This is a genomic window from Prevotella sp. P6B4 (assembly GCF_000619985.1).
GTDB lineage: Bacteria > Bacteroidota > Bacteroidia > Bacteroidales > Bacteroidaceae > Prevotella.
This window is the reverse complement of record NZ_JHVE01000015.1, coordinates 1-16,732: the sequence shown is the minus strand read 5'-3', so window position 1 is coordinate 16,732 and position 16,732 is coordinate 1. Positions and strand designations below refer to the sequence as shown.

The window sequence follows — 16,732 nt, the reverse complement described above, 5'->3', positions numbered from 1 at the left end:
TTACTTGAGCAGTTCTTCGATCTGCTTGGCAATATTGTCGATGTTCTCAGTGGGCTCGAAGCGTGCAACTACCTGTCCTTTCTTATTAATAAGGAATTTAGTGAAGTTCCACTTGATATCTGCTTTCTGCTTATAGTCAGGATCCTCTTTTGAAAGCATGTCGTCGAGGATGGGGGCTATCTTGTGGGTCATGTCCCAACCGGCGAATCCCTTCTGTTCCTGAAGGAACTTGTAAAGAGGATCAGCGTCGTCGCCATTTACCTTTACCTTCTTGAAGCGAGGGAATTCTGTACCAAAGTTCAGTTTACAGAACTCATGGATGCTCTCATCAGTACCAGGAGCCTGCTGACCAAACTGGTTGCATGGGAAATCGAGAATCTCAAAACCTTGACTGTGGTACTTTTCATAAAGTTTCTCCAATTCATCGTACTGTGGTGTAAATCCACATTTTGTTGCTGTGTTTACAATCAGCAACACCTCGTTGGCGTATTCCTTCAGAGATACGTCCTTACCTTTTCTGTCTTTGACAGTGAAGTCATAAACTGTTTTCATATCGTGTTGTAATAATATTCCTATTGTAATATAATAAAAAAAGATGCGGCCTTGGCATATGCAACTACCATGGACGCATCTTTTAATGTTCTTTGCGGTTTTATCTTACTTCTTCGCAGCCTTACCGTAGCGGCTCATGAACTTATCGACACGTCCTGCAGTGTCAACGAGCTTGCTCTTACCTGTATAGAATGGGTGAGAGGTGCTTGAAATTTCGACTTTTACCACTGGGTAAGTTTCGCCTTCGAATTCTACAGTGTCATTTGTCTTTGCAGTAGACTTCGTAAGGAACATATCGCCGTTGGACATATCCTTAAATACGACGGGGCGATAGTTTTCTGGATGAATACCTTTTTTCATTTTGAGTTTAAATATTAATGTTATAAATATAAATTTCGCATAAAGCGGGTGCAAAGTTACGAAGTTTTTTCTGAATTTACAAACTTTTTGTGTTTTTTTCTTTGTTTACTCAGATTTTTGTGCTATTTTTGCATCATAATTAGTACTAATATGCGAAGATTTCAGTTTTTATCGTTATTTTTACTCCTCGTTTTGGTAGGATGCCATGCCAAAAACAAAAAAGGACAGCAGGTGTATGGTATCGGTTTCTATAATCTGGAAAACCTGTTTGATACGACTCATGATGAAGGAAAGAATGATTACGAATTTCTGCCAGAGGGTAATTTTAAATGGGATACGGAAAAATACACCAATAAGTTAAAGAATATGGCTCGTGTGTTGGCTGATATGGGAACAGATCAGCTTCCGGATGTAGGTTGTGCAGCTATTGGTGTGGCTGAGGTGGAAAATGCCAAGTGCTTGACCGATCTTGTGAACCAGCCGGCACTCAAAGCGCGCGGTATCCAGTTCGTACATGTGGAAGGTCCCGATCAGCGTGGCATCGATTGTGCATTGCTCTATAATCCCCAACTGTTTAAGGTGAAGAACTATAAGCTCGTACCTTATATATATAATAGGCCTGAGGATGCGGGCCGTGCCACCCGTGGGTTCCTGGTGGTGAGCGGCATGCTGGCAAAAGAGCATGTAACTATTATCGTTAACCATCTGCCTTCGCGTGGAGCTGCTTCTTATACTCGTGAGGATGGTGGAATGCAGCTACGCGCAGTCAAGGATTCGTTACAGAAAGACGATCCTAATGTGAAATTATTCATTATGGGCGATATGAACGACGATCCTCAGGATTTGTCGATGTCGAAGTGCTTAGGTGCTAAGCGCGAAATGAGTGAAGTAGAAGAGGGGGGTCTATTTAATCCTTGGTGGAATATGTTGGCTTCTGGTCAGGGTACACTCCAGTTCCAAGGTTCTTGGAATCTGTTCGATCAGATTATCCTATCATCTAATCTCCTCAATCAGACTGGTCAGAAGGACTTCTCTACCTTGAAACTTCTGGATTATCAGATTTTCCGCCGCGATTATCTGATTCAGCAAGATGGACCGTTTAGGGGAAATACCTTGCGTACAAGTGCTGGTGGTAAGTGGTTGAACGGTTATAGTGATCATTTGCCAACTTTGGTTTACTTAATGAAGGAGAAATGAGTGAGATAGTAGAGCGACATCCATTCGAACCGTTTCTGCCTGCGAATGCCAAGTTGTTGATGCTTGGTACTTTCCCGCCTGCAGAGAAACGATGGTGTATGCGTTTCTATTATCCCAATTTTATTAATGATATGTGGCGTATTTTTGGCATCTGTTTCTTTGATGACAAGCAGCATTTTGTGCTTGAACAGGAGAAGCGGTTCGACTTGGAACGTATCATTCCTTTCTTGAATGAGAAGGGAATAGCCATGTATGATACCGCCACCCGTATTCGCAGAACCAAGGATAATGCATCTGATAAGGATCTGGAGATTGTTGAACCAACCGATCTCGATGCTATGCTCAGAAGCTTACCTTGTTGCGAGGCTGTGATAACAGCAGGCCAATTGGCTACAGATTTGTTTTGTAATCATTATGGAATCATGAGCCCCAAGGTGGGGGAGTATGCAGATTTTAAGCTCGATGGCAGAATGCTGCGTCTTTATCGCATGCCCAGCAGTTCGAGGGCCTATCCCATGAAAACAGAACGTAAAGCAGACTTTTATAATATTGTGTTTAAATACTTAGGATTATGACAATCATTGGAATTGCAGGAGGTACAGGTTCTGGTAAGACTACCGTTGTTAAGAGAATATCCAAAGCTCTGCCTCCACATTGTGCAGCAGTTGTGCCCCTCGACTCGTATTACAACGACACTACAGGGTTGACGCCCGAAGAGCGTAAGGCTATCAACTTCGACCATCCTGATGCTTTCGACTGGAAGCTCCTGACGGAACACATCAAGAAACTGAAGAATGGTGAAACAATTGAACAGCCTACCTATTCATATATAGAGAGCAACCGTCTGAAGGAAACCATCCATGTAGAGCCTAAGCCTGTGATTATCATTGAGGGAATCATGGCTTTGCATTACAAGAAGCTCCGTGATATGATGGATTTGAAGATTTTTGTGGATACGGATAGCGATGTACGACTGATTCGTAACATCCGTCGCGATGTTGTAGAGCGTGGACGTACGGTAGATATGGTTCTGGACCGCTATGAAAAGGTACTGAAGCCCATGCACGAACAGTTTATCGAACCAACCAAGAAGTTCGCTGATCTGATAGTTCCCTGGGGAGGTGATAACCGTACGGGAATCCACATCCTCAAAACATATATCGAAGGAATCGTTACGGGAGTGTAGTCACTTCCGTAACATCTTCTTTTACTTCCTCAGCTACAGGGATCTCCTGTGCTTTCTCTGCTTTTCGCTTGTTTGACTGGATTTTCAGCGAGTTGATGATTTCTGTTATACCATACAACAGTGAGCACCAACCGAGTATCAGCATAGCCATGCTGGCAGGGCTCATTGGCCTGAGCATGACATAAAGACCTGTAAGCAGGATTACAGATGGAAATATCCAATAAGCAAAACTCATTTTTCCGAATCTGCGTGCTTTTACAAGTACCATATACTGGTTAATAGCGCCAAGTATCAGTATCGCTCCAATGATATACATGAGCGCTGTAATAAAGATGTGTGGGGTGATGGCTAACAGCAATCCTAAGATAATACTACCTAATCCAACAAGTGGAAATGTTGGTTTTTCGCCCGTGATGACATTGCCTTCAGCATCGGAAATCTTATAGTCGGATACATGTTTGTTGGCGTTGAAATACACAACCATCGATATGACACCTGATAATAGGAACAGAATGCCAATAGCAACTGTGATCCATGTAACGGTGTTATCTGGGTACTTAATCAGCATGATACCAATGGCTATGGCGCAAATGGCACGGAAAATGGAACTTTGTAGTATCTTCATCTTCATAATTTCTTGGTTTTACGGTGCAAATATAGTAAAATAAGGTGGAATGAGCAAATAATTCTGTAATTTTGCAGCAAATTTTAAAAGATGATGACAACTTTATACTTGGTTAGACACGGCGAGACGATAGATAACGCCAATCAGATTATGCAGGGACAGACCCAAGGTGAACTGAACGAGAATGGTATTCGCCAGGCTCAGGAGTTCAGTCGTGATTGGCAGGATAAACCACTTGATGTTGTTCTGGCCAGCGACTTGAAACGCTCTATTGATACTGCACGTATCATTGCCGAACCACATCAGTTGGAGGTACTGACGACACCCTTGCTTCGCGAACGCGACTGGGGTAGTTTTACTGGTCGTTATATTCCGGATTTAAAAGGTGAGACATGGCCTGATGATATTGAAACATTAGAGAACCTTCTTTCCAGGGCAGGCGAATTCATCGCTTATGTCAGAGAGACATTCCCGGGAAAGAAGGTATTGGCCGTAGGCCATGGCATCATCAACAAAGCTATACAATCATATTACTATCAAAAACCAATGAGCGAGATTCAAAGGATGCAGAACGCTGAAGTCCGCATCCTTGAGTTATAGTTCCTATCGACGACCTCCCATACGGCTACCACCAGAGTGGCTTGAGCCTGAAGAAGAGTTGTTAGAGCTGCTATGCGAACTGTTGCCTACGCTGCGGGTTCCATGCGAACTGCTGTGTGAACTGCTGTGCGAACCACCGCGATAACCTCCAAAAGAACTGTCGTTGCGACGATTGATGCCGTTGCTGCGGTTCTCGTAGTGGCGATTCTCTGGTCGGCTTTCAATGCGATGGCTATTGGGACGACTCTCGAAACGATGACTATCGTGACGACCAGTTACGCGGGTAGAACTGTGACGAAGATTGCGGAAGTCGCCACGATTCCAACGATCGTGCATGCCAAAGTGCTCTCTGTGAGTAGGGCGGAAGTGCTCTCTACGTCCATAGTAGTAGCCATGTGTACCGTGGATGTGCCAAGCGTGTCCACCACGATAAGTTGCATAGAAGTGAGGACGACCGAAGTAGAAGAAATCGCGATGTGGATAGCGACGATAGATGCCGAAGTGCCAGTATCCAGCCTCCCAATAAAGTGGACGGTAGAAGTAGGATGCTGCAATATAAGCATTCCACTGCCAGTCGAACAGGATGTAGCTCAAATCGAGATTTCTGCGCTCCCAATAAGTGCCGAATACATCATCGCGTCCAGCTACTCCCATCAGATAGTCGAGGTTTATTTCATAGGCAGCCTCGTACTGTTCGTCAGTGAGGTTCAGCTCGTACGCCATCTTATCGGTGAGAAACAGGGCTTCGTTGCGAGCCTGCTCATAGCTCATTGCACTTGCTGTCATTGTTGAGGTCAGCATCACCATCAGTGCGAATATCATCTTCTTCATAATCGTATCTTTTTAATTGGTTCGACATTCAAATTATTGTTTCACGTTGCAAAGAAACAACATTTCTATCTCATATACAAAGGATTTTCCCTAAATGGGCAGAGGAAAATCCCTATATGTCTTTTAATTATGAATATTTTTGTGTAATTTTGCCCCCAATATGAAGAAATTTGTATCTATATTATTAATAATGTGTAGCTCTCTGGTTATGAGCGCTCAACAACGTTCGCTTACCGATAGCATTCATTATCGGGCGGAGATGCAGGCTACGCTATCCGATGGTGACCATACCCCTTTGTGGCTGAATGCTAATAAGTATGGACTCAGTTCACTCAAAACAGCCAATGGCTATCTGCGTGGATCTATAGAGCGCCCGCTTTCTGCTGATGATAATCGGAAGTGGGGGATAGGTTATGGTGCTGATATCGCGGTAGCTGCTGGTTTTACAAGTACAGTGATTGTACAGCAGGCATATGTAGAAGGCCGATGGCTGAAGGGGACGCTGACTGTCGGAGCCAAGGAATATCCCATGGAACTGAAGAACCAGGAGTTGAGTACAGGCTCACAGACGCTTGGTATCAATGCCCGCCCAGTGCCTCAGGTACGTTTGGCGTTGCCTGAATACTGGACAATCCCTGGTACAAATAACTGGTTAGCGCTGAAAGGACATATAGCCTACGGCAAATCCACCGACGCTGGTTGGCAAAAGGATTTTGTAGCTCCCCAGAACCGTTACACCGAGGGTACGCTCTATCATAGTAAGGCAGGTTATCTGAAGATAGGACCAGGTAACTTTACAGCAGAGTTGGGTTTGGAAATGGCCTGCCAGTTTGGAGGTACCTCGCATTTGTTTGAGAATGGCGTAGAAACGGTGTATGTCAACGATGAAGGACTGAAATCCTTTAAGAATGCCTTTATTCCTGGAGGTACTGATGCTACTGATGGCAATTTCAAGAATGTAGAAGGTAATCAGTTGGGCTCGTGGGTAGCACGTTTTAGTTACGATCAGCCCACCTGGAATCTGGCTGTATATGCCGATCAGTTTTTTGAGGATAACTCGATGATGTTTCATGTAAACAAGAGTGGCGATAAGTTCTTCTGGTACGACTTTAAGGATTGGCTGTTAGGTGCCGAATTACAACTAAAAGCTAATGCGTGGCTTAACGATATTGTTGTAGAGTATCTGTACACCAAGTATCAGGGCGGTCCGGTTTATCATGATCAGACCAGTCATGTAGGCTACCAGATTAGTGGTCGCGATAATTACTATAATCACCATCTCTATACTGGTTGGCAGCATTGGGGGCAGGTGATGGGTAATCCGCTTTACGTTTCTCCGCTCTATAATGCCGATGGCCATATTGAGGTGGAGCATAACCGCTTTGTGGCTTGGCACTTAGGTTTTAGTGGCTCGCCCTTACAACAATTGCACTATCGTGTGTTGGCTTCCTGGCAAAAGAGTTATGGCTCGTATTATTATCTGCCAACCTGCCCTATGGAGAATGTGAGTTGTATGGCTGAGGCTGATTATACTCTAAAAGCAGGCTGGAGCATAAAAGGTGCTGTAGCTGCTGATTTTGGCAAGTTGCGAGGCGACAACTTCGGTTTTCAGTTGTCAATCGTCAAAAAAGGATTAATAAAGTAACAGTTCATGAAGATGAAACGTATATTATATATGATAATAGGTGTAACCTTGTTATTGACAGGTTGTGATAAGGAATACTCTGACAATGGTCATCTTGACGGCTTTTGGCAGCTGACTTCTTCGCCTGGTATCACGTGGTCATTCCAGGGGCATATCCTGGAATTGCGCGATGTGAATAAGGTGCATCAGGATATTGTGATGAGTTTTACTCGCGAAGGTAACAAACTGAAGTTGTCGGCCCCTTATAGAGTGGATCGCGACTTAGACGATGTTGCCCTCGAGGACGCTGACTTGCTGGTTCCTTATGGTATAGGCAGTACTTCTGCCGAGTTTAATATCGTGAAACTAACAAGTAGCCATATGGTGCTTGATGATGCTAACAATACTTTGGAATTCAGAAAATACTAAAACTTCTTTCCAAAGATAATTCTAAGAAATGTCAGCCCAAGTATCTTGATGTCTAACCACCATGAGCGATGCTCCAAGTAGTCAAGGTCCATTTCCAGACGTTTCAGCATCTTCTCCATAGAGTCAGTATAACCATTATATAGTGTAGCCATCGAGGTAATGCCTGGACGTATTTGGTAGAGATATGTATATCGTGGATCTTGTTTGATAATTTGTTCAATATAATATGCTCTCTCTGGTCGTGGTCCGATAAATGCCATATCGCCAAGAAAGATATTCCATAGTTGGGGTAGTTCGTCAAGATGATGCTCACGCAGGAATTTCCCGGTCTTTGTAAGGCGCTCGTCGATACCGTCATTACATAATTGAGGACCGTTTTCTTCTGCATTGATTCGCATGCTACGGAATTTATAGATGGTGAAAGGCCGCCCGAATCGTCCGATACGTTCTTGTTTGAAAATCACAGGACCGTCGTGATTGCGTTTGATAGCAATATAGCAAGCCAGAAATAGTGGTGAGAAAACTATTAAGCACACGCTTGCAAAAAAGAAATCAATCCATCGCTTGACTTCTTTTTCAAAAGCGTTCATACCATCAAATATATACGAGTAGCTTTGGTTCATCCAGATATTTATTGTTTATTGTTATACTTATTATAACGTTACCTCCATTTATTTATTATGTATTCTAAAAAAAATAATTCAAATAGTTCTTATCTCAGGAAAAAAGTGTAATTTTGCGTCGGTTTTATATATGCATATGAATCAATTGGTATCAATTATCATGCCCGTTTATAATAATGCTGACTATCTGGAGAGTTCTATTTCTTCAGTGATTAATCAGACATATCCCAACTGGGAGCTGATAGTTGTTGACGATTGCTCCTCTGATTCATCTTCTGAAATAGTGATGAGATTTGCTTCAGTAGATGATCGAATCCATCTATATAGAACGCCTGCATGTTCTGGTTCTCCTATTGTGCCGCGGAATTTGGGCATAGAAAAGTCAAAAGGTCGTTATATTTCCTTTCTGGATAGTGATGATGTTTGGTTGCCTTCGAAATTGCAGCATCAATTAGATTGCTTTGCGAAGCATTCCGAAGCTTTTCTTGTTTTTTCGGATTTTGAGAAAGTCAGTCAGACTGGCACTCGGAATAATCGCGTGCTCTCTATGCCAATGAAAGTAGGGTACAGAAAACTGTTGGAAGGAAATGTCATAGGCTGTCTTACAGCTATCTATGATGCGGAAAAGATTGGAAAATGCTTCTTTCCTTCCTGTGGACATGAAGACTATGCATTGTGGCTTTCGTTATTGCGTCATGGTGGCGAGGCTGTCAATACAGGTTATGTAGATGCATTATATAGAGTGCGAAAAGCCTCTATCTCTTCAAATAAATTTGTAACCATGCGTTGGCAGTGGTTCATTTATCGTCGTGTGGAGAGTCTGAATCTGTATCTGTCTCTCTTCTATTTTGTAAAGTATGCATATCATGCCATCCGGAAATCATGGATTTGAGCTGATTTTTATCCATGTTGGGGAAGCTGGCGACACCAGATGATTGATATTCATCCATTTTTCCGGGCAGATGACGATTTGCTGGCTGCCTTGATGAAGCCAGGCGCCCCACCACGAGAAGGAAGAGTTGGCAATGATATGGTGCTGGCAGTAGGTCATCAGCTGCATGTCTCTATAGTTTTCATAGTCTCTATGCCAATCTACATAGATAATGGGATGTTTGATATGTGCTGATAGGTTCTGCTTGCACCATGAGATGTCGTTTGAGAAGATCAGGAATAAATCTGGCGTCGTTCTTGAATATACTTCATGTATGGCATCTGTATAATAGTCGATGGTGCAGATGTCCTTAAAGAGCTTATCGGTAATATAGTCGCCTCGTCGCACATGGATGGCCACGCTATTGCAGTTTGCTGCTTGTTGTGCCAGATTGAGATCTCTTTCATCCGTAAAGTCCGGGAATCTGAACGTTTTGAGTATTAGTTCCCGCTGATTGATGAAATAGTCTTCGTGCTGCCAATATCCGTCATAGTACTTATCACCTGTATCGTCAAGCAGATGTTTCTCGATACTTAGATTCGCTTTTTCTTTCAGCATGGTTCTGCGTACGGGAAGCAGTCGGCTGCCTATTCTCCAGGTTTGAAAGTTGGGGTAGGGATAGGCTAATCGTGCTATCTCCAGCAGTTTTGCTTCCTCATATCCTGCATGGAATATTCTGGTGATTTCAAAGCCATAGTGTTTCTTGTATCCATTGAAACAGTGCAGATCTAAAAGAATCCGCTCGTTTGGGAACTGTTGTTGCAGCACCTTGTAAAGAGCAAATTGAAACATCTGGTTACCCAGACCACCTATGACTTTCACGATTTTCATATTTTCCCTAATAGCTTTTTGGTTCCAAGTATTATGTGTTCATATAACCAGATGGCTAATTGTATTTTTCTTCCATATGTGTTGTTGATGATGACTTTGTCTTTTCTGAATTCCTTCATGACGTTCAGATGCTGAGTGATTTGTCTTTCGTGTCCGTGATAAGACTGTATCTTGCAACTCTTATAATAAGAAACTTGCTTCCCTTGTAGCATTCGATAATACCATTCAACATCTACCAGCCATGTTAGGTTGGAATTAAACTGTTGCATTTGATTTCGCCTAAATGCTAAGCAGGCTGTAGGGCCAATGGTATTTTGTAAGAACAAAAGCTTTGGATGCTGGCAGGCAAAACGTTGTGTGAAATTTGTTGTAAGTCTGTGTCTCTTCTTTCCATGTTGCAATACCTCCACATCTGTAATGACAACCTCTGATTTCTCCATTTGCTGAGCGATGAGTCTAAGGTGTGTTTTACTAACCATTGCTTCATCATGATGCATCAGTATCACAAACTTCCCTTCAGCTTTCGATAGGCCATAATTCCAATTATCAGCAGCTTTTCCGCTTGATTCGTGGCGAAAGTATCTAATCGGTTTATCGATAGATTTGATGTAGTTTGAAATCTCATTGTTGTCAGAATCATCAGTCACAATCACCTCATAGTCTGCATCCTGTTGCTGCAGAACCGAATCAAGTGCACGTTTAAGCAGTGGCAGATGATTATAGGTTGGTATCACGATACTGAACATAATCATTGCTTGCCTCCTTTCGTTATAATCGATAGATAACTACCCATACATAGTAACTTTAATATATATGCCAGAAGTATGGCCATTGCAATGCCAAAGGCTCCTTGCTGATTTTCAAGAAAAAGGTAGGCTAATGCTACTGTTGATATGCCCCATACGATATTAAATCCAAAGCATGTCCACATTTTTTCTCGACTATAGAGCGTCATCTCCAGTATTTGTGCAAGTGCTGTGGGGATGGTAGAAAATGCCAAAGCCGTTAGAGTGGTAGTATCAGTAAAGGTTTTGCCATAGAGAGGCATTAGTAGTGGAGCAACAAACCATGATACAAAAGCCAGTATGGTTGCTATGCCACCAATAAGAGCAAGATTGCCTATAAGGGCTTTGCGGAATGTGTGATAGTCGGTAATACTCGACATAATCGGAAGTACAATCTGGCAGATAGTGCCTGGTATAAACAGTAGTATTACTTTCCATTGGTCTGCAGCCTCGAAAATACCTAATTCGCCATAATTACTTACTCTTACCAACATGGAGCGAACTAACCAGAAAACAGGTGTAACTGTGAGTGCCGATAGGGTGGCGGGTATACTATAACTTAATATCAAAGCCCAGTCTTCACGATTAACACTCTTTGCAAAGGCTGATATTCCTGCTTTTTGGAGCGCCCTGATAGCTGACAGCTTGTTGGCTATATAAAGACACAAAACTCCAATCGCAAAACCTGCTACTGCACCTTCTAACTGATAGAAATAAGCCCCAACAACCATACAGGCAGCCTCGAAAAAGCTACCTATTAGCGTATTGATGGCTATTGATTTGAAATCTTCGAGTCCAGCCAACGTGCCGTTTTCCGAACTGTTTAGTATCGATAACAGTAATATTACACTGCCAATGAGCAATGGATTGGTTAGTTCAGGGGCTTTTAGATAATCTGCAGATAGCAATGGTGATGTGGCAAGTGCAATAGTGGTGATGGTAATGCCAAGTACCAGTGAGAAGATGAAAGACATGCGATAGATTGAGGCTGCATGTGCTTGCTGTTCTTTCCTGAATGCCGCTATGTATCTTGTGGCTGTTACGCCTATTCCACCTGCTCCAAGAATAATAAACATGCCAAGTGTGGAGCGTACCATTCCCAACTGGCCAAACTGCTCTTTGCCGAGAATGCGAGCGCATAATATGCCGCTCAGAAAAACCAGAAACTTACCTAAGGCTGTTCCTGTGAACGACCATATGGCTCCGTTACTCATTCTCAGGGCAATGTCCGAGGCCTTTATCTGTGAGTATATTGTTTTTATGTTATCTTTCATTTTAGTGGATACAGATTGTAGGTGTGATGAGTTTTCGAGAAATCGTAAAACTTATAATCATCAATATGCAACCATTCCGGACGGATGGTGTTAATGCCTATCAGCCTAATGGCAAATAGAGCAATAACAATTATGCGAAGTAATTTGTTGAATTTGTTGCTAGGCTGTCCGTATGGTTGGCGCATAGCAGCAGGTTCGATATACCGTAGGAGTTGGAAGATCATGAAGGGCCACAGATATTCATTAATTCGCGAAATAGGGTAGATGACTGGGGCCAAAAGGGAAACGCAAAAGGCTGTTAGGAAGACCCAAAAGTATATGGGCTTCATTGAGAGTGCCTTGTTAAGCTTTTGAGCCAAAAGACATAGCGCTACGAATAGGCACATAAACAGCAAGTCAACTAAACCAATCATTGAGAGTGTACCTTTTTGTATGGCCTTTTGATAGTAGGGGTGATCGCGCAGTCCCAATAGCGAAAGGATTTCAAAAAGAAATACAGCCAGCACTAATGCTGTGCTTATAGCTATTGCTGCGTGGCGTTTGGAGGGCTTTATGTGTACAACAATTGGTAGGAAAAGCAGAAATAAGGCCGAAATATGGAACATGCTGGCACATAGTACCAATATGCAGTACTTTACTTTTTTTCCTTGCTCTAAATATCCGAATGCAATATAGAATAATAACAATGCAAATGTCTGACGGATAATGCAATAGTGGGAAAAAAACATGCTGGCTACTAACATATAGAAGCACGCGTAGGCTATGCTCTTTGCATTTTTGTCGATAATCCATAGTTCGCCAATGGTAATTACCAGGCTCGAAAAAATGATGATTGTATAGGGATTGTCAGATACATATCGCACCAGGATGTGGATGAGTATCTGGAATCCATACTCAAATTTGTCCAGTAGATGAAAGGTGGTGACAGGCTCAGTCTTGTAGCTTAACAGGTGAGCCTTCAGATAGTAAAAACCATAGTAATGCGAGGTGTCGTTAAGTACAGAGATATCTCTGAATCCAAAGAAGCCAAATAGCAGCACAAAACATGCCACCAATTGGAACAGACGGGCTGCTCCAACGGTTTTAAACTGCTTTGCCACTAAGTGTACTATAAGAAACAGGGCAAAATAAAGAAAAACCAACACCATCGCTTCCTTGCTTTTATGCCTCTTTTAATATGCTCCTGACATTTAGCTTCAGATAGAAATAGAAGGCAGGAATAGCCAGGCCGAGGAATAGGGCAATGAGCAGGCTCGTGCCTTTCTTGGGGAATATAGGCTTGAGTTTTCCCATAGGTGGCGATACGATGCGCAGATTCTGCGAGTTGTACACTTGGGTGAGGCTGTTCTCCTCGCGCTTTTCTAAAAGATAGATGTAGAGGGCCTCGATGATCTTGTGCTGACGCTCGGCGGGAAGCACCTTGGTAACTTCTGATGGAGCTGCCGATATCTGCTGCTTCAGTTTCTGGTCCTCACGGTTCACGGCCTTCTGACTGGCTTTGAGTTGAGCTACGCTGTGGTCCAGTGAGTTAACGATCGCCTTGCGCATGCTGCCCAGCTGCGCATCCAGATCCTTTACCAGCGGATTGTTTTCGCTGCTGTTGTCGGCCATCTGGTTGCGCTGCAGTTGCAGCTTGTTGTATTCGTTTATCTGCTTGGCTACGTTATCGTTGTCAGGAAGCAGATTGGCTGGCAATACCTGATTGCTGCCTTCCGTATGGTTCACCTGCTGGCGCATCTGCTCCATGATGTATAGCTGGTTGTTCACCTTCACCTGCTGTTCGTAGGTGAGTGCTGCGTTGGCCATATACATCTTGGCTGCCTCTTCATAGTCGGGCATCAGATTGCTGCCCTTGAACTGTGCGATGTTCTTATCGAGTCCGCTCAGTTCCTGCTCAATGTCTTTGATGCGCTCATTGATAAACTTGGTCGAAATGTCAGCCGTGCTCTGTTTGTCTTTCATCCATTCATCCTGATACACCTTAATGAGGGTGTTGATGATCAGTTCTGCTCGTTCGGCTATCTGATCCTGATAGCCTATATGGATGATGTTCGTCTGGTCGTTGGCTAAGGAAACATCCAATGTCTTCATACAGCCTTCTACCTGGTCGAACTTTTTCTCCTTGGTGATGTGTATGGTCATATCGCCGTTTTTGTCCATCACTTGCTTGAAGTGCTTGGTGGCGATGACGCTGATGGGGCCGATGGGCGTCTGGCATATGGTGTTTACCTTGCCAGGAATCTCTTCATCTACCTTGTCTTTGTCTTTGCGTATCTTATAGAGGGTAAAGGTGCCGTCCTGGTGCAGGTCCATTTTCATACTGGCACCGTCTTTATCTGATAGCTTAGGGAAAGATAGTTTTACTGGCAGTGTCTCCTCCCATAACTCGCGTTTCATCAATCCGTCGTACATCTCATAATGGGTATCGAGTCCCAATCGGTTCACAACTTCCATCAGCAGCGATGGACTCGAAAGAATCTCCATTTCATTGTTCACATTCGAGGCAATATTGATTCCAGCCATTCCTGCCAGCATGCCCATGTTGGCTGACATCGACGACAATAGTCCGCTGCCACCATTCTCGTCCTTTACTAATATGGTGGCGCTGCGTTCGTATTGCGATACGGTTGTCAGCAGAAATAGGATGGCTATAAGGATTGTGGCTGTGGTTGATGCTACAAACCACCGCCAATGTCTCTTGCATTCGTACAGATACTGTTGTAAATCCATTTTTTCTTCGTTGTTTATTTAAATACGAGAACGGCTACCGTAGTGAGTACTGAAACGATTGATAACCAGAATGATATGCTGCGGGTTTCGTTGCCGTTTGCAGTCGATTGGCGTGCTCTCACATCGTTTGCTTTCACGTAGATAATGTCGTTCTGGTGGATATAGTAGGCTTCTGAGCCGAAAAGGTCTTTTGCTGAGTTGAGGCTCAGAATGTATGTCTTCTGCATATTACCTTCGGTTCTAACCACCATAACTGAATCGCGCTTACCATATTGCGATAGATCGCCTGCTTTACCTAATGCTTCCATGAGGGTCAGCTGGTCTTTCTCAATCTTGTAAACACCAGGTGCTTTTACTTCACCTGTTACCGTGTAGGTCATGTTATGTAGCTCTACTGTCACGTTGGCATCTTTCAGTAGCTCTTTCTGCAGTTCTCGTTTGATGGCTTGTTCGGCCTCATAGCGAGTCATCCCGCTGATCTGAATCTCGCCAACAACGGGTATCTCGATGGTTCCTTGCGGACTCACCGTGTATGGCGCGATATATTGGCTGCCAGCAGTAGTGCCTTGACTGATCTGGGTGGCTAACGATTTGTTGAACAGATTGCTCAGTTGTGGGTCTTTGCTTTTCACAATGACTGTTATCTGATCGTTTGGCTGCAATCTGATATGACCATCAACGGTGATTGCTGTCTGCTGACCGTTTTCCAGGTCTTGCAGATAGTTGAAATTCTGTGGTGTTGAGCAGCTTGCTAACACCACTGTAGCGCATATTGCTATAAAACTCTTAGTATTCATTATACTTTTAAACGCTCGTTTGCCCTTTTTTATTATATAAATCGTGGCAAAAATACTATTTTTATGGCTAAAAATGTTGTTTGTAACAGAAAAAGTGGTATCTTTGCAGGCGAAATCGCAAGCGAGCGTTTCTCGTTACGACGATTTTCATCTTGGGGTTGACTGGATTTGACGGCGAGATGAAATGGTACGTAAGCACGCGGAGGCTTCTTTGGTTCCCTCCATAATCTGAGTCAAGGAAATTATAATTGGCAACAATGAGTATGCTCTCGCTGCCTAATCGAAGTATAGTAGATTACTGGCTTTATTCCTTTACAAGGTAGAGGAACGAGACGTCGCTCCGAGGATGTGGTTCCGAATCCAGAGATCAAGCGGCGCAGGTTAAATCGGAAATAGTCCATGTAGGCTCCGATGCAGGGATGAAGCTTTAGGAGATAAGGTTGCAGTTGGTGGCTTGGGTCTTGCTGCAGCTCGAAAATGAAGGCCAAGATAAGCGTGTAGAAAGCGTATGGTTTCCTTGTGCGGACGAGGGTTCGACTCCCTCCAGCTCCACTTTAATTAAAACAGAGGATATGTCTGAGTATCAGGCATATCCTCTGTTGTTATCTTCGAGCCGAGTGCGGTGGTAGTGCTGCCTGTCCCAGTTTCCCAGTATCCCAGTTTTTTTTCAGCCCACCTACCCTAATATACTCTTTTATAAATGTTAATATATGTATAATTATATAAATATATATGTATTATTAAGAGGCAAGGTGCGTTTAGAAAACTGGGATACTGGGATCTGTGACGTTTTGTGCTAAAAATGCTCGAATTAATAGTACGTTACTTTCAGGTAGATAAACGTTATCTTTCAGGCGAGGAAAAATATTCTTTCCCACGAGGAAGTTACGGCTCTCTTTTCTTTGCAAAATCGGTGTTTTTCAGCGTTTCATGTCCTCGTCAACCCATTTCGCCCCCTCGTAAAATTGCCCTCAAATTGCCTAAAATCCGCCTCAATCCACCCCATTTCTCGCTCAAAATCATCACCATAGCCCCATTTCCATGCAAATCGTGTAATAAGCAAATCTAAACACACCAGTTTTTCGTAAAGTTAACCAACCAGTTTCATTTTTCTGTTTTTTTAATGTTTTGTTTGTCGAAAATGGTTTGTCTGTTCTCCATTCTATAGCTTGTACCTTTGAGATTTATCACCTCACATCTGTAGAGAATTCGGTCGAGCAAGGCAGATGCCAGCACTTCATCATCGAGGGTCTGGGCCCATTCTGTAGGAGCCTTATTTGTAGTTATGATGATGGAGGTATGCTCATGCATAGTGTTGATGAGATTGAAGAAGCCAGCTGCATCTTCCTTGTTGATG

General features: G+C 43.3%; 19 protein-coding genes and 1 other RNA gene. 8 read left to right on the top strand and 12 right to left on the bottom strand.

The window, feature by feature from the left end:
- Positions 1-552, bottom strand: a complete 552-nt coding sequence (locus tag T491_RS0110560) for a glutathione peroxidase (RefSeq protein WP_028903857.1) — start codon at positions 550-552, stop codon at positions 1-3.
- A gap of 105 nt (positions 553-657) precedes the next feature.
- Entirely contained in the window at positions 658-912 is a 255-nt protein-coding gene (locus tag T491_RS0110555) for a type B 50S ribosomal protein L31 (protein WP_013064062.1), read from the bottom strand.
- 150 nt (positions 913-1,062) lie between these two features.
- Here T491_RS0110555 and T491_RS0110550 point away from each other — a divergent pair, with 150 nt between their 5' ends.
- Genes T491_RS0110550 through udk form a run of 3 tightly spaced genes read left to right on the top strand, consistent with a single transcriptional unit; the run spans position 1,063 to position 3,295 of the window.
- Complete coding sequence (locus tag T491_RS0110550) at positions 1,063-2,109, top strand: endonuclease/exonuclease/phosphatase family protein (protein WP_028903856.1); 1,047 nt, start codon at positions 1,063-1,065, stop codon at positions 2,107-2,109.
- On the top strand, positions 2,106-2,684 hold the full coding sequence (locus tag T491_RS0110545; protein ID WP_028903855.1) for a uracil-DNA glycosylase family protein: 579 nt from the start codon (positions 2,106-2,108) through the stop codon (positions 2,682-2,684). Before T491_RS0110550 ends, T491_RS0110545 begins: the two co-directional genes overlap by 4 nt.
- Positions 2,681-3,295: a uridine kinase gene (udk, locus tag T491_RS0110540; RefSeq protein WP_028903854.1), complete on the top strand. Its 615-nt coding sequence runs from the start codon at positions 2,681-2,683 to the stop codon at positions 3,293-3,295. Before T491_RS0110545 ends, udk begins: the two co-directional genes overlap by 4 nt.
- On the opposite strand, the gene T491_RS0110535 is transcribed toward udk, so the two are convergent.
- A complete protein-coding gene (locus T491_RS0110535; RefSeq protein ID WP_231480238.1) occupies positions 3,282-3,926 on the bottom strand; it encodes a DUF308 domain-containing protein in 645 nt (214 codons plus the stop codon). The two genes, udk and T491_RS0110535, sit on opposite strands and share 14 nt — an antisense overlap.
- Positions 3,927-4,013: 87 nt before the next feature.
- Here T491_RS0110535 and T491_RS0110530 point away from each other — a divergent pair, with 87 nt between their 5' ends.
- The gene (locus T491_RS0110530) at positions 4,014-4,520 is read left to right on the top strand and encodes a histidine phosphatase family protein (RefSeq protein WP_028903852.1); all 507 of its coding nucleotides are present in this window, start codon (positions 4,014-4,016) and stop codon (positions 4,518-4,520) included.
- A gap of 3 nt (positions 4,521-4,523) precedes the next feature.
- Here T491_RS0110530 and T491_RS17125 read toward each other — a convergent pair whose 3' ends face one another.
- Positions 4,524-5,351, bottom strand: coding sequence for a hypothetical protein (locus T491_RS17125; protein WP_051523117.1), 828 nt, complete (start codon positions 5,349-5,351; stop codon positions 4,524-4,526).
- Between the two features lie 160 nt (positions 5,352-5,511).
- Here T491_RS17125 and T491_RS0110520 point away from each other — a divergent pair, with 160 nt between their 5' ends.
- Both T491_RS0110520 and T491_RS16315 read left to right on the top strand, forming a co-directional pair.
- The gene (locus T491_RS0110520; RefSeq protein WP_028903851.1) at positions 5,512-6,996 is read left to right on the top strand and encodes a capsule assembly Wzi family protein; all 1,485 of its coding nucleotides are present in this window, start codon (positions 5,512-5,514) and stop codon (positions 6,994-6,996) included.
- Between the two features lie 12 nt (positions 6,997-7,008).
- Entirely contained in the window at positions 7,009-7,404 is a 396-nt protein-coding gene (locus T491_RS16315) for a lipocalin-like domain-containing protein (protein ID WP_197018852.1), read from the top strand.
- On the opposite strand, the gene T491_RS0110510 is transcribed toward T491_RS16315, so the two are convergent.
- Entirely contained in the window at positions 7,401-8,027 is a 627-nt protein-coding gene (locus T491_RS0110510) for a sugar transferase (RefSeq protein WP_036915937.1), read from the bottom strand. The two genes, T491_RS16315 and T491_RS0110510, sit on opposite strands and share 4 nt — an antisense overlap.
- A gap of 136 nt (positions 8,028-8,163) precedes the next feature.
- Here T491_RS0110510 and T491_RS0110505 point away from each other — a divergent pair, with 136 nt between their 5' ends.
- A complete protein-coding gene (locus T491_RS0110505) occupies positions 8,164-8,919 on the top strand; it encodes a glycosyltransferase family 2 protein (RefSeq protein ID WP_028903849.1) in 756 nt (251 codons plus the stop codon).
- Here the strand turns inward: T491_RS0110505 and T491_RS0110500 are convergent.
- From T491_RS0110500 to T491_RS0110475, 6 genes are all read right to left on the bottom strand, one after another.
- Positions 8,908-9,789: an alpha-1,2-fucosyltransferase gene (locus tag T491_RS0110500; RefSeq protein WP_028903848.1), complete on the bottom strand. Its 882-nt coding sequence runs from the start codon at positions 9,787-9,789 to the stop codon at positions 8,908-8,910. The two genes, T491_RS0110505 and T491_RS0110500, sit on opposite strands and share 12 nt — an antisense overlap.
- The gene (locus T491_RS16310; protein WP_197018851.1) at positions 9,786-10,535 is read right to left on the bottom strand and encodes a glycosyltransferase family 2 protein; all 750 of its coding nucleotides are present in this window, start codon (positions 10,533-10,535) and stop codon (positions 9,786-9,788) included. The genes T491_RS0110500 and T491_RS16310 overlap by 4 nt, the downstream gene beginning before the upstream one ends.
- Before the next feature lie 2 nt (positions 10,536-10,537).
- A complete protein-coding gene (locus T491_RS0110490; protein ID WP_028903847.1) occupies positions 10,538-11,848 on the bottom strand; it encodes an oligosaccharide flippase family protein in 1,311 nt (436 codons plus the stop codon).
- The gene (locus T491_RS0110485) at positions 11,845-12,948 is read right to left on the bottom strand and encodes an EpsG family protein (protein ID WP_231480236.1); all 1,104 of its coding nucleotides are present in this window, start codon (positions 12,946-12,948) and stop codon (positions 11,845-11,847) included. The genes T491_RS0110490 and T491_RS0110485 overlap by 4 nt, the downstream gene beginning before the upstream one ends.
- Positions 12,949-13,009: 61 nt before the next feature.
- The gene (locus T491_RS0110480) at positions 13,010-14,578 is read right to left on the bottom strand and encodes a Wzz/FepE/Etk N-terminal domain-containing protein (RefSeq protein WP_028903845.1); all 1,569 of its coding nucleotides are present in this window, start codon (positions 14,576-14,578) and stop codon (positions 13,010-13,012) included.
- 14 nt (positions 14,579-14,592) lie between these two features.
- The gene (locus T491_RS0110475; protein ID WP_028903844.1) at positions 14,593-15,375 is read right to left on the bottom strand and encodes a polysaccharide biosynthesis/export family protein; all 783 of its coding nucleotides are present in this window, start codon (positions 15,373-15,375) and stop codon (positions 14,593-14,595) included.
- 154 nt (positions 15,376-15,529) lie between these two features.
- On the opposite strand from T491_RS0110475, the gene ssrA reads away from it, so the two are divergent.
- Positions 15,530-15,930: a transfer-messenger RNA gene (gene ssrA, locus T491_RS17450) on the top strand.
- Positions 15,931-16,479: 549 nt separating this feature from the next.
- Here ssrA and T491_RS0110470 read toward each other — a convergent pair.
- A partial coding sequence (locus tag T491_RS0110470; RefSeq protein ID WP_028903843.1) for an ATP-binding protein occupies positions 16,480-16,732 on the bottom strand: 253 nt, incomplete at its 5' end.